Consider the following 12,406-nt stretch of genomic DNA (forward strand, 5'->3'; position numbering starts at 1 on the left):
CTGGTAACTGATAACTGATAACTGATAACTGACATGACTACCCAAAGCCCCCCCATTGTCTCCCTGCAAGCACCGAAAGATGTTTCCATCGATGTGATCGAGCAGGAACTACGCGATATCTGGCAATCCTACAATAATAATGAGGATGGTATGGCCGCCACCCGGGCCACCACCTTTAGCTTTATTGTCTATGAACCCGATGCGGTACAGGAATTGTTAACCCTTCTCGGTTATTACACCGGCCCGATTGATGGTATTGCCGGTCCGCGGACCTACGCCGCCATCAAAGTGGCCCAGAAAGACCTAGGACTAGAAATAACTGGGCTTTCTAGCGATGAATTTGTCGCCGGGTTAAGGGCAGCCTGGGAAGCGGAAAAAAACGCCGAGGACGGGGCTAATCATCGTCAATACGCCGCCGATTTGGACGCGATTGGGGTCGCAGATGCGATCGCTGCTTCCAATCCCTGTCGCATTATTACCCTCTGTCCCACCGCCGAGGCCGATGAAGGGGTGAAAGCCTCCGTTTCTGCCTATTGTCCCGTTAACAAACGTAGTCAGAACACTTTAGTTTGCTGTGAATACGTCACTTTAAGCGGTACAGCGGAAGCTTTGGAACGAATTGGCGGCATTATTTCTGAGTTAACTATTCCCAGTTTGCCTAAATTTCTCTGGTGGAAAGCCAGTCCCGATGGCGAATATGGACTATTTAAACGTTTGGCCGGTCAATGTGATACGGTTATCGTCGATTCCAGCACTTTTCGGGAACCAGAAACGGAACTGCTGCAGGTGGGGGATTTATTAGCAACAGATGTACCATTAGCTGACCTAAACTGGAGTCGTCTCGCTCCTTGGCAAGAACTAACCGCCGAGGCTTTTGATCCGCCAGAGCGTCGGGATGCTATTCTGGAAGTCGATCGCATCACTATTGATTACGAAAAGGGCAATCCTTGTCAAGCTTTTATGTTCCTCGGTTGGATGGCCAGCCGGTTACAATGGCGACCGGTGGGATATACTCACCAGTCGGGAGATTACGCTATTCATCGGATTAGTTTCCTCGGTCTGGACCAGCGTTTAATTGAGGCGGAATTAGCCGGTGTTCCCGTGGCCGATTGGGGTGAGATACAAGGGGATCTGATTAGTATTAAACTCAGTTCTACTAATCTTCAGGCCGATTGTTGCACGGTAATTTGTTCGGGAACTACCGGCTGTATGCGGATGGAAGCTTCGGGAGGGGCCCAATCTTGCCGCATTGAACAAGTGTCCCATCTGGAAGACCAAAAAACAGAAACTCTTCTAGGTAAACAGTTACAGCGTTGGGGCCAAGATGTGCTTTATCAAGAAAGCATGAAAGTCACCGGCGCTATCCTCAAATTATCCCAACCAGATTAGCAAATTAGCAATAATAATCCCACCCACTTTGAAGAGACCTTGTTAACAAGGTCTCTCGATATTTATACAGCAGTCAGCACCTGATTAAAACCGATAATTATAAGTAGCTAGGCGTTAAAAACTGTCAGACACCCCCCTTATCAAGGGGGGATTAAAGGCAAAATCCATTTTTAATTTAATTATAACCAGCTACTTACCTTTTCAGAAAACAGGTTATTATAAAAACAGAGCTTTGCTTTCAAGGGGGCAATATGGTCGCAACCACTGAGAAACGCTACACAGTCGCAGAATACTTTCAACTAGAGGAAACTGCCACCGACAGACACGAGTATCGAGATGGAGAAATTATTATTATGACCGGGGGAACTCCTAACCATAATCGCATTGCCTTGAATTTCTGTAGAAAATTTCCCTTAACTATCCAGAATCAAGCCTACGATATATTTATCAACGATCTACGCTTGGCCATACCCGCCTATAATGTGTACACCTATCCCGATATTATGATCGTTAAGGGAGAACCAATTCTCGAAAGAGGACGCACCGATACGATTACCAATCCACAGGTGATTATCGAGGTTTTATCAAAATCTACTCAAGACTATAATCGGGGTGATAAGTTTAAATTTTACCGCTCTCTTGATAGTTTTGAAGAATATATTTTAATCGATCAATATGGTTATTATATCGAACAATTTCATAAAAGAGGCGATCATTGGGAATTTCGGGATTATCACAGCCAAGAAGCGATTTTAACTCTGTTTTCTCTAGATTTTCAAATATCCCTGACAGATTTATATCAGCGAGTGGATTTTACTGCGATTGAAGTATCCTAATGATTCAACTATTTTTGCCGCAAAAGTCCTGGTATGATCAACTCCCAATCCAACTTTAAAAACCTAATTCCCAATTCATAATTCATAAAAAAAAGGCGGGTTAGTACCCACCTTGTTTAAACCTTAGATATTAGCGATAATTAGGCCTCATCGAGAGCGGCAATACCGGGTAAAACCTTCCCTTCGAGTAATTCCAAACTAGCGCCACCACCGGTGGAAATATGGCTCATTTTTTCTGCCACTCCCACTTTTTCCACCGCCGCCACCGAGTCACCACCACCGATAATAGTAGTTGTACCCGTAGCGGTTAAATCGGCTAAAGTATTAGCGATCGCATCTGTACCCGCCGCAAATTTATCGAACTCGAACACCCCCATCGGGCCATTCCAGAGGACAGATTTACAGTTAGATAAAGCTTTTTGGAAAACTTTAACTGATTCAGGTCCAATATCCAATCCCATCCAACCATCGGGAATATTTTCGACGTTGACGATTTGGGAATTGGCATCCTTATCGAATTTATCCGCTAACACCACATCGGTAGGAAGGAGGAATTCCACCCCTTTTTCTTTAGCTTTTGCTTCCAGGGATTTAGCTAACTCTAGTTTGTCTTCTTCCACCAAAGACTTACCAACACTTAAACCGCGGGCCTTGTAGAAAGTAAAGATCATACCGCCACCGATGAGCAGTTTATCGCACTTTTCCAATAAAGTTTCAATCACGCCAATTTTACTAGAAACCTTAGAACCGCCGATAATCGCCGCTAGGGGACGTTGGGGAGTTTCAATAGCGGACTGTAGGTAGTTTAACTCTTTTTCAATCAAATAACCCGCCACCGAGGGGCTGAGATAGTGGGTAACGCCTTCCGTGGAAGCGTGGGCGCGGTGGGCCGTACCAAAAGCATCATTAACATATAAATCGGCATTAGCGGCTAATTTTTTGGCAAAACCGGGATCATTTGCCTCCTCTTCACCGTGGAAACGCAGATTTTCTAACAGGGCCACTTGACCGTTAGACATTTGACTAATCGCTGCCGTCACTCCCTCACCAATACAATCGGGACACATGATTACTTCTTGGCCCAATAATTCCGAGAGACGTTTAGCTACAGGGGTCAGACGCAAATTTTCTTTAACTTGACCGTCGGGGCGACCCATGTGGCTGCATAAAATAACCTTAGCCCCTTTTTTGATTAAATCCTCAATAGTTGGTAGTGCGGCCCGAATGCGGGTATCATCGCTGATTGCCCCGGTGGCTTTGTCCATGGGAACATTAAAATCGACCCGGACTAAGACCCGTTTACCCGCTAAATCAGCCTCTGTTAAATTCGCTACTGTTTTTTTTGGCACAGCCCATAACCTCCTAGATTGCTTACCGTACAATAAAGATTAAATCAGGGTATCGCTACTTGCGGCAATTACTTTGACAAAGATTATTTCAGATTTGGGGATCAGTTTTGCAGTTCCAAGACCGATTTGCCCAGAAAAATTTGATTGGAGAGACTTGCTAATTATGTTTGAGACGATTTTATTTCCCATCGACCACAGCCGCGAAAGTCGTGACGCTACCAGTAGTGTGATCGAATTAGTCAAAATCTTTGACAGTCGTTTGGTGCTGTTGTCGGTGGTGGAAACGACACCCACCGGGGAAATTGCCGCCGACGATAAGATGAATTCGATCGAAGCGGTGGATAGATTGTTACAATCGGCCCAAGCGATTTTCGCCCAAGCTGGTGTCAAGGCAGAAATGATTGAAAGGGAGGGAATACCCTCTTTTGTCATCTGCGATGTGGCCGATGAAATTAATGCTCACCTGATTGTTATGGGTTGTCGCGGTTTAGGATTAACCAGCGAAGGTGTGTCCGAAAGCGTCACCACCAAAGTCATTAACCTTGCCCCCTGTCCAGTGTTGATTATCCCTTAATCAGTGAGCAGTTATCAGTGAGCAGTTATCAGATGTGAGTTTTCAGTCCACTGATTACTGTTTACTGTTTACTGATCACTGAAACAAAGCTCCCCACTCCCCCGTCTCCTGAGAGAAATGTAACGAATTGTGAGAGTTTCAGCCGTCAACCCTTGAAAACTCGATCGATGGGGTTGCTTGAAGTAATTCTTAGGCCTAAAGTGTAATCTTAAAGTTTTATGATCAATTTTCCTGTTGATCGGAAAAAGGAGAACTCAAACACAATGGCTGAAACTGGATACAAACAGGTGGTGACACCCTACAATGATGATCCGTTCATTGGTCATCTAGCTACCCCCATTTCCGCTTCTGGTTTTACCAAAGCTTTTATTGGTAACTTACCTGCCTATCGTCCCGGTCTAGCTCCGATTCTGCGCGGTCTAGAAGTGGGTATGGCCCACGGTTATTTCCTCGGTGGTCCCTGGGTTGTCCTGGGTCCCCTGAGAGACTCGGAATATGCTAATCTCGGCGGCTTAATCCCCGCTTTAGCCATGGTTCTTTTGGCTACGGGTTGTTTAGCTAGTTATGGTCTTGTCTCCTTCCAAGGTAAGGCCGCTAGTGGTGATCCTCTGCAATCCTCCGAGGGTTGGAGTCAATTCGCCGCCGGTTTCTTTATTGGTGGTATGGGTGGCGCTTTTGTGGCCTATTTCCTCCTAGAAAATCTTGGTGTCGTTGATGGCATCATGCGCGGGGTTTTTAATCAATAATTAACCCTTGTTCTACCTGATTATCATTTCCTTATTTTTTTACTAGGAGCATTTGACATGACTGGTGCCTACGCAGCTTCTTATCTGCCTTGGATTTTAATCCCGATCGTCTGTTGGTTAATGCCAGCCGTGGTTATGGGGTTGTTATTTATCTATATCGAAAGTGAATCCTAATTTAGCCTAGGATTCCTACAATTAAGGGCTTGAAAATTAGCTATGTGATAGTTAGTTTTCAAGTCCTATTTTCTGAGGAAAAAAGAAAAATATGGCTCTTCGTTACCCTTTATGCTAAATCAACAGACAAGATGCCAAGATAACATACTTCTAACCCAAAAATTCCGAAAGTTTCTAAAGCCATAGGCTCTCCGTTTTATTAGTTTAAGTTTATTGTTGATTCCCTCGACCACCCCATTTGTTGTCCTTTGCTCGAAATAACTAATTATTTCTCCAAACCAGTTTCGGATTGTTTGACAACTCTTAGTAAAAACACTGGAGGATTTTGCCAACCATTCCGAGATGGATAGCATTCCCTCTGTCGGATTCTCTGAGGTTTCATAAATCTTTCTAAATTCTTCCTTTAATTCCTGCATCTTTTTCAAATTTGGAAAATTTTCTTTGATAGCTTCTAGTTTAATTTTTTGGGTTTCCGTTAAATCTTTTTCATTTTTTAACAAGCTATATTTACTTCGCTTTAAAACTTCTAGCTTTGCTTCTTTTTCCGCTTTCTGTTTTTTATTTTTCTGCGCTTCTACCGCTCTTTTTTCTGCTTTTCTCTGTTCGTCTAACTCTTGATTAATTTGTTTCATTACATGGAATCTATCGGCGACTACCTCGGCCGATGGCATCAATTCTTTCACCAAATTTTTATAGGGCAACCAAAGGTCTATGCTGACTTCTTCAATTTGCTCTAACACCTCTTTTCCCCACCCTGTAAGCGTTTCCCTCAACTCCTCTTGTGTTCGCTTCTCTAGAATAGCTATTAGTTTTCCCGTATCTAAATTTACTAAAACTGCACAGTAATTTTTTTGTCCTTTGACTAGAGCGATTTCATCAATTCCTAGTCTTTTTAATTTCGATAGGTCTGTCTCTGTAATTTCTTCAGCTATGTCCTCTATCATTCTTTGAATCTCTTCTTCCGTTACGTCATTTCTTCGGCTAACATTTAAAATATCTCCTGATTTTAATTGTTCGAGTATATTCTCGGCTAGTCTTTTCGTATAGGTTCGTTTCTTGGCGACAAAATCTAACTCTTCGCTAAAGGGTTTCTGACAATTACCGCACTTAAATTGACGACGATTAACTTGTAGGTACACTGGTTGACCTGAGAGCGGTAAATCTTTGACTAAATGTCGATGATTTTGGTGGAGTTTATCGCTCTCTAACCCACAACGAGGACAGACTGCTTTTTTATTTTTCGATTCGATTTGGAAAACTATACCGATATTTTCTAGGTGTAGATAGCCTTGAATAGAGGTTCCTTCTAGGTTCAAAAATTTGTCAAGTATCATAAGTAAAATACTCTGGTTTTTGGCTATTATATCAAATTTTAACTCGATTGTCTATCTTTTTGTATTAACCAGTTTGTGCCTTAAACCTTTTCCTGTATGGGTTTCAGCTATTTTTGGGCGTAGGCTCTCTCATCGAATTTTATTTTAAGTTAATTATTTGCATAACAGTTACCGAAGAGCCAAAAATATTGACCAGATGAAAATGGGTAAAACCCCACACCCTACCCTACACCCCACACCCCACACCCTACCCGCACCGAAAAACTTTTTGCCGCAAACCCTACTTATCGAAAATTTGGGTTAAAACCCCGTCGTTTTACGACGGCTTTTCCTGATCTTTGATATAAGACTTAAGAACTTCCAGTGGCGCACCTCTCAGTTATCAGTCATCAGTCATCAGTCATCAGTCATCAGTTATCAGTTATCAGTCATCAGTCATCAGTTATCAGTTATCAGTTATAATACTAAATATGATTATTAAAAACAATTTATGAAAATTAACAAAAAAAGCACCGCAAAACTTTGGGATAAAGCGGATCGCCTAATGGTAGTAACGGTGGGAGGCGCAGCCTTGGGTGGATCGATCGCAGGAATTTACGGCGCAGGTATTGGAGCAATATTAGCAGCGGGCATCGAAATCAAAATAAATCTTTTATAAGGATTGCTAACATCAGTTATCAGTTATCAGTTATCAGTTTTTAGCTTCCAGGCTTAAGTTATCAGCTTAATGCTGCATCGGTTATTGGTTTTTCGGTTCTATTTGGCGGCTTCCCTGCTGTTCCTATTGTTGCTACAGGTTGTCTTTTGCCCTAATGATTAATGATGCAAACCCTGGAAATCCAACAGTTGTGGTGGCCAAAAACGGTATCTTTAGAGAGAGGGTTAGAGCTTGTAAAGAAGAGATCGAAACTTCCGTAAAATATGCAGTAAATAAACAGCAACTAAAGAATAATTTTAAACTAACACCATAAGTGAGGACAAGCTGATGAGTGAACCAAAAATTTTAAAAGTAATTATTGCCGTTGTCATTAGTGCTGTGGCCAATATGTTAATTATGTTAATAGTGGCCAATTGGCTCATAGATTTAGTGACGGTCACTCCGCAGGAAATAAAACAATATGAAGAACGAATGGCAGCAGAGAGACTTGACAGGCCGATTAACGAAAACGGCTCTTTTGAAATTACGATCAATCAACCAGGAGTAACAGGCTCGTTCAATGTTTCTTCGATTGTGGTTCAGGAAGACCCTGGAACAATAGGTAATCCTAATATTGATCCAACGGCAGAATATCCTTTCGCGGTTGGCCTTGTGACAAGAAATGCAGACGGGACAACTAAAAAAATTTACTTTTGTCCTGACACTAAAGAATTGGTTGTGGTTGACCCCGGTGCTAACTATAGCAAAATAGTTCAGGATTGTGACAGTCCCACAAAGCCCAAAACTCTTGTAACAGACGCAATAGTTAACCAGAAACTAAATTTTAACTAGAGTTTGAAACCATAAGTGAGGCCAAGCTGATGAGTAAACCAAAAATTTTAAAAGTAGTATTTTTTACCGTTGCGGGCATCCTTAATGTTGCTTATTTGACCATCCTTGGTAGGATTGCTTATTTTAGGATTGCTCCTCCAACACCCACCCCACCTTCATCACCGATAGGTGAGGAACCTGCAGATACCAAATTCTGTAGAATAAATGGCTGCCCACTACATCAAGATACTGGAGGGCGTTTAACAAAAGTTGCAGAAAGAATGGAAGAAATAAAAAAAACTTCAGAAAAGACTTATGCAACAGATGAGGTAAGAGCAGATGTGCGAGTACAAGATGCAACACTTATAAATACTGCACAATATATTGATGGTTCAATTAATAATGCTATATCAGATGCGAAAAGAATAGGAGAAGAAGGCAAACAAATTGTCTTTGAACTGCAAAAATTGCAAAAAAATTGCAATGAAAATCTTGCTAGTATTGGCAAAGGAACAGAAAGAGCAACAGAGAGATTTAAAAAATATGATACAAGTAGAGGTCAAAATGAAGAAATAGTTGAACGGTACCAACGTGTACCAAAACAAATAGCCGATTCCTCAGAACGTGTACGACAGGAATGCGAAAATGAACTTAAAAAACTTCAAAAACAAATAAGTGCAAAACGAAATGAAAGGCTTGCAGAACAGGAAGAATTGCCACCACCACCTACTTATGATGAAGTTATGAGACGAAAAAGAGGCCATAAGCACTGATTACTGCTTACTCCTTACTGCTCACTGCTTACTGACATGATCCGATCTATTCTTCTCGCTGTACTACTAACCGCACCGATCGCTGGCACAAACGACCTCAACCCCAAACAGACCAGTTTACCCTGAGCAAAGCCGAAGGGAAGCGGAAATAAACTTAACCCCTAGCAAAAGCGCCACACCCAAGCGCCTGAAAATCAACCTATCGATCGCCAATCCCAGCGATCTAAAAGTGCGAGAAGGGGATAAAATACTCAGGAGCAAGCAAATGTATTTTCATAACGTTAACGCTTTTTGTCGCCTCACCCCTGACGTAAAAGAATTTGCCGTAAAACTTGAAGATATGCCAGTAAAACTAGGACATCATTTATCGATCAGCAATTCTCATTTTAAGGTTTCATGACATTAAAACCCTTGCACCCAGAGGGGTTAATAATTCTTAACGAATCTCTAGATCGCTGAAACAACGCAAAATCGTTTCAAAATGAGAATTGCTGTTTATCGATAGACAAAGATGGTTTTTATTGCAAAATATTTTATTTTAGCGGAGTATCAGCTAATGTCTATCCAGAGATTTATGACACCAAAAAAGTGTACGAAGTATTAAATAACTTTAATAAACCCCAAAGTTATTTATGGTCTTGCTTGCAAAATTGCAAAGCCTAGTGGGTTTTAATTATCAGTTATCAGTAACCAGAAGTAAATATGAATCAAGCCAGAAATGTTGAATCTCGTAACAAAACTTTACATTTAAGAACAGGACAACCCCAGAACGCCATTTTTCAGATTGAATAGACAATTTTCCTAAACCAGTGTACATAGCTGATATGTTGACACATAAAACTCTGTAAATAGCGCAATTTATCTAATAAGCTTTTGCCAAATACTTCTTCAATATCTATTAGCTGCAAAATTAAATAAGCGATGATACAGCTATAAATTTGTATCCGAATTCCTCTCTCGTTTTTTGTGATTAAACGGTCAAGCTTGAGGTGCATTTTTAAGAACTTCCAAAGAAGTTCTATTTGCCATCTTTGTCGATACATTTCGGCAATTTCCTCATTACTTACCCCCCCTTCTCCTTCTAAGGGTAAGTCCGTCGCTATCCGAAATTCACTTTTACTTTCTAGATCACAAAACTCAACGATTCTTACCTCTACTTCTCTTTTTTCTGCTCCTAGCTTGCTCTGACCATTTTCCAGCATTTCTAGCTTCATATCATTTTTTACCCTTAAAACAAAGTGCTTGTCTTTTTTCTCTAATAATTTTCTGATTCTTTCATTAGAAGAAAAGCCTCTGTCCATTACCCCAACTCCATTTACAGGAATTTCTTCTATAGTTTTTTTCCCTTCTTTAGAGTCATGTCCTTGACCAAAATTGATCACAATCCCCCCCACTTCTGTGGTGATACTATTTATTCCACAAAATAATTTTACTTGATGCCATCCTTTTGTCCACAACAGTTTACTTGTTAGTGAGATTATTGTCGAGTCAATTGGAAATAAAGCTTGAGCTGCTTCTTTTCCTTTTTTGTTTACTAAACTTTTATTTAATTTATTGATGATTTTCTCAAATGGTTCTGTCTCTCGGATTTTACTCGCCTTAGAAAACGTTGACGTATTGACATTAATTCCTTGCATTTTCAGGCGTGCGCTTAAGTCTCTCATGCTGACGATACTTTTATCCAGCGCAAAACCTATCCAACAGGACACAAAAGTAAATGTACTTAATGCGGGATAGTCATTTTTGGGGAGTGGCTTGAGAAGCTCTTTCATTAGTTTTGGGAAAATTGTTAGCATGGCTTATTCACATTTATTGGTGTATATTTACTTTGTTTTCTTATCTATAATATCAAATTTTGTACGACTTTTTTCCACGTTCAACACTTCTGGAATCAAGCGTATATGCAAGATACTGCTCATGTAATAGTTCGTGGCGAAACAATTAAAGTTTTGCGTCGATCCGCAAAGTATGGCATTAAACTAAGATTGAGAAAATCAGGACAACTAGGAACATTTTTAAGCGATGAAAGTATATATTTAGGATTAGACGAAGAATTGTCTAAAACCCGTTTAAACGAATTACTTGAGGGAAAAGTAATCTATTTGTAAATTATCAGTTATTAGTTATTAGTTATTAGTTATTAGTTATCAGATGTGATTTTTTAAGTGTGCAGTATTAAATAGAATTTTCCTACTGTCTTTTTACTGTTTACTGATTACTGTTTACTGATCACTGATTGTAGAGTGTCTTTCTTTTCGTAGATGACTTGATATAATTAGCAGACCTAGTTACAATAGAATGCAGACGCACATATTTTAACCCAATGAAAGCGAGGTATCAATACCGCATTTACCCAACAGACCAACAAAAGAGGCTTTTGTCTCAATTGTTTGGGTGTGTGCGTGTCGTCTGGAACGATACCTTAGCTTACTGCCAAGAACTCTATCAACAAGGAGAAAAAAAGCCAAAATATACCGAGTTATCTAAAAGACTAACTCAAGTCAAAAAAACAGAAGAAAGACGGTGGTTAACTGAGGTTTCTTCTATTCCTTTACAACAGTCTTTGAGAGACTTAGAGACAGCCTATTCTAACTTCTTTACGTCTTGCAAGGGAGAGAGAAAAGGAAAGAAAGGGTTCTTCGGTTTGTCTTATGCAATGGACGGGGGTTATAAGGGATGGAACCCTTATATACAAAGGCATTTGGCGATTTTTGTCAATTGCTTTTGATCTAAAGCGAGCTAATCAATTAAATTCCTTGCCAGATAAGGATTTAGTCGATTTATGCCCCCTATCGAACCATACCAAGTAACGAAGAGCCAAAGAAAGTCAAACCTCCTAAGTTTAAAAAACGCAAATCTAAACAATCGGCAAGATTTACTGATAATGGTTTTACCATCAATCAATATCACGTTACTTTAGCCAAAATCGGTGATTTAAGAATCGTTTGGAGTCGCCCATTACCCTCTAAGCCTTCTAGTGTCACCGTGATTAAAGATGCGGCGGATCGCTATTTTCTCAGCTTTGTTGTCGAGATTCAGCCCAAAATACTTCCTAATAACGGGGAGTCCGTGGGAATCGATTTAGGGATTGCTACTTTTGCGACTCTCTCAACAGGAGAAAAGATAGACGCACCGAAACCGTTAAAGAAACGATTAAAACGACTAAGAAAAGCACAGAAAAACCTTTCTAGAAAACAGAAAGGAAGTAAACGACGGGAAAAAGCCAGAAAACGAGTAGCTAAAATCCACGCAAAGATTAAGGACACTCGTACTGATTTCTTGCATAAACTATCCACTAGAATCGTTCGTGAAAATCAAACGATAATTTTAGAGGATTTAAACACATCGGGAATGGTTAAGAATCGCAAGTTATCCCGTGCCATATCAGACTTAGGATGGCGTTCTTTCCGAGATATGCTATCGGCAAAGTCTGACAAATATGGGCGTGATTTTCGGATAATTTCCCGATGGGAGCCAACGTCTCAGAGATGTTCCTGTTGTGGGAATATCGGCGGGAAAAAAGCGTTAAATATCCGTGAGTGGGAATGTCTTTTCTGTGGAACTTTCCATGATCGAGACGTGAACGCCGCAATTAATATTAAGGTCGCCGGTGGGCAATCGGAGACCTCAAAAAACGGACGTGGAGGAAAGCGTGAGACTACCGCTAAGGTAGCGGCATCCTGTGAAGCGTCAACCCATCCGAAGATCGTTCAATTAAGTTTGTTCGATCTGTAGGGAATCACCGTCCGGCCCCGGCGGTGAG

12 protein-coding genes and 2 pseudogenes are annotated in these 12,406 nt (G+C 40.8%); 11 read left to right on the plus strand and 3 right to left on the minus strand.

The features are described from left to right. Positions 1–33 precede the first annotated feature (33 nt). Positions 34–1,389 (plus strand): glucose-6-phosphate dehydrogenase assembly protein OpcA, encoded by a 1,356-nt coding sequence (gene opcA, locus ACE3JL_RS00920; protein ID WP_271990868.1) that lies wholly within the window; start codon positions 34–36, stop codon positions 1,387–1,389. Between the two features lie 251 nt (positions 1,390–1,640). Further along, positions 1,641–2,225, plus strand: a complete 585-nt coding sequence (locus ACE3JL_RS00925) for a Uma2 family endonuclease (RefSeq protein WP_375328641.1) — start codon at positions 1,641–1,643, stop codon at positions 2,223–2,225. 140 nt (positions 2,226–2,365) lie between these two features. Here the strand turns inward: ACE3JL_RS00925 and ACE3JL_RS00930 are convergent, their stop codons facing one another. Then, entirely contained in the window at positions 2,366–3,574 is a 1,209-nt protein-coding gene (locus ACE3JL_RS00930) for a phosphoglycerate kinase (RefSeq protein WP_271990872.1), read from the minus strand. Between the two features lie 163 nt (positions 3,575–3,737). Here ACE3JL_RS00930 and ACE3JL_RS00935 point away from each other — a divergent pair, with 163 nt between their 5' ends. From ACE3JL_RS00935 to ACE3JL_RS00945, 3 genes are all read left to right on the plus strand, one after another. Further along, on the plus strand, positions 3,738–4,148 hold the full coding sequence (locus ACE3JL_RS00935) for a universal stress protein (protein WP_271990874.1): 411 nt from the start codon (positions 3,738–3,740) through the stop codon (positions 4,146–4,148). A gap of 263 nt (positions 4,149–4,411) precedes the next feature. Beyond that, positions 4,412–4,894 carry a photosystem I reaction center protein subunit XI gene (locus ACE3JL_RS00940; RefSeq protein WP_002737469.1) on the plus strand — a complete coding sequence of 161 codons (483 nt, stop codon included), beginning with the start codon at positions 4,412–4,414 and terminating at the stop codon, positions 4,892–4,894. A 57-nt stretch (positions 4,895–4,951) separates the two neighbouring features. Further along, a complete protein-coding gene (locus ACE3JL_RS00945) occupies positions 4,952–5,068 on the plus strand; it encodes a photosystem I reaction center subunit VIII (protein WP_002737043.1) in 117 nt (38 codons plus the stop codon). 119 nt (positions 5,069–5,187) lie between these two features. Here ACE3JL_RS00945 and ACE3JL_RS00950 read toward each other — a convergent pair whose 3' ends face one another. Then, positions 5,188–6,402: an ISL3 family transposase gene (locus ACE3JL_RS00950; RefSeq protein WP_375328642.1), complete on the minus strand. Its 1,215-nt coding sequence runs from the start codon at positions 6,400–6,402 to the stop codon at positions 5,188–5,190. 490 nt (positions 6,403–6,892) lie between these two features. Between ACE3JL_RS00950 and ACE3JL_RS00955 the strand changes: the two genes are divergently transcribed. The 3 genes from ACE3JL_RS00955 to ACE3JL_RS00965 all read left to right on the plus strand — a co-directional run bounded on the left by ACE3JL_RS00955 (position 6,893) and on the right by ACE3JL_RS00965 (position 8,643). Further along, entirely contained in the window at positions 6,893–7,060 is a 168-nt protein-coding gene (locus tag ACE3JL_RS00955) for a hypothetical protein (protein ID WP_375328643.1), read from the plus strand. A gap of 327 nt (positions 7,061–7,387) precedes the next feature. Continuing rightward, positions 7,388–7,891 carry a hypothetical protein gene (locus ACE3JL_RS00960; RefSeq protein ID WP_375328644.1) on the plus strand — a complete coding sequence of 168 codons (504 nt, stop codon included), beginning with the start codon at positions 7,388–7,390 and terminating at the stop codon, positions 7,889–7,891. A 29-nt stretch (positions 7,892–7,920) separates the two neighbouring features. Then, a complete protein-coding gene (locus ACE3JL_RS00965; RefSeq protein ID WP_375328645.1) occupies positions 7,921–8,643 on the plus strand; it encodes a hypothetical protein in 723 nt (240 codons plus the stop codon). Between the two features lie 779 nt (positions 8,644–9,422). On the opposite strand, the gene ACE3JL_RS00970 is transcribed toward ACE3JL_RS00965, so the two are convergent. Continuing rightward, positions 9,423–10,439 (minus strand): IS4 family transposase, encoded by a 1,017-nt coding sequence (locus tag ACE3JL_RS00970; protein WP_110579901.1) that lies wholly within the window; start codon positions 10,437–10,439, stop codon positions 9,423–9,425. 105 nt (positions 10,440–10,544) lie between these two features. Between ACE3JL_RS00970 and ACE3JL_RS00975 the strand changes: the two genes are divergently transcribed. From ACE3JL_RS00975 to ACE3JL_RS00985, 3 genes and pseudogenes are all read left to right on the plus strand, one after another. Then, on the plus strand, positions 10,545–10,751 hold the full coding sequence (locus ACE3JL_RS00975; RefSeq protein ID WP_375328646.1) for a hypothetical protein: 207 nt from the start codon (positions 10,545–10,547) through the stop codon (positions 10,749–10,751). A 215-nt stretch (positions 10,752–10,966) separates the two neighbouring features. Further along, a pseudogene (locus tag ACE3JL_RS00980) lies at positions 10,967–11,269 on the plus strand (RNA-guided endonuclease InsQ/TnpB family protein); the annotation flags it as partial. Positions 11,270–11,463: 194 nt separating this feature from the next. Next, positions 11,464–12,378: pseudogene (locus ACE3JL_RS00985) on the plus strand (RNA-guided endonuclease InsQ/TnpB family protein); the annotation flags it as partial. Positions 12,379–12,406: the final 28 nt, after the last annotated feature.

Source organism: Microcystis sp. BLCC-F210 (assembly GCF_042134685.1).
GTDB lineage: Bacteria > Cyanobacteriota > Cyanobacteriia > Cyanobacteriales > Microcystaceae > Microcystis > Microcystis aeruginosa_D.

Excerpts from the sequence above, each read along its gene's own strand:
- ACE3JL_RS00945 (WP_002737043.1), top strand. The coding sequence starts at position 4,952 with ATGACTGGTGCCTACGCAGCTTCTTATCTGCCTTGGATTTTAATCCCG.
- ACE3JL_RS00935 (WP_271990874.1), top strand. The coding sequence starts at position 3,738 with ATGTTTGAGACGATTTTATTTCCCATCGACCACAGCCGCGAAAGTCGT.
- ACE3JL_RS00970 (WP_110579901.1), bottom strand. The coding sequence starts at position 10,439 with ATGCTAACAATTTTCCCAAAACTAATGAAAGAGCTTCTCAAGCCACTC.
- ACE3JL_RS00975 (WP_375328646.1), top strand. The coding sequence starts at position 10,545 with ATGCAAGATACTGCTCATGTAATAGTTCGTGGCGAAACAATTAAAGTT.
- ACE3JL_RS00925 (WP_375328641.1), top strand. The coding sequence starts at position 1,641 with ATGGTCGCAACCACTGAGAAACGCTACACAGTCGCAGAATACTTTCAA.
- ACE3JL_RS00950 (WP_375328642.1), bottom strand. The coding sequence starts at position 6,402 with ATGATACTTGACAAATTTTTGAACCTAGAAGGAACCTCTATTCAAGGC.
- opcA (WP_271990868.1), top strand. The coding sequence starts at position 34 with ATGACTACCCAAAGCCCCCCCATTGTCTCCCTGCAAGCACCGAAAGAT.
- ACE3JL_RS00940 (WP_002737469.1), top strand. The coding sequence starts at position 4,412 with ATGGCTGAAACTGGATACAAACAGGTGGTGACACCCTACAATGATGAT.
- ACE3JL_RS00955 (WP_375328643.1), top strand. The coding sequence starts at position 6,893 with ATGAAAATTAACAAAAAAAGCACCGCAAAACTTTGGGATAAAGCGGAT.
- ACE3JL_RS00960 (WP_375328644.1), top strand. The coding sequence starts at position 7,388 with ATGAGTGAACCAAAAATTTTAAAAGTAATTATTGCCGTTGTCATTAGT.
- ACE3JL_RS00965 (WP_375328645.1), top strand. The coding sequence starts at position 7,921 with ATGAGTAAACCAAAAATTTTAAAAGTAGTATTTTTTACCGTTGCGGGC.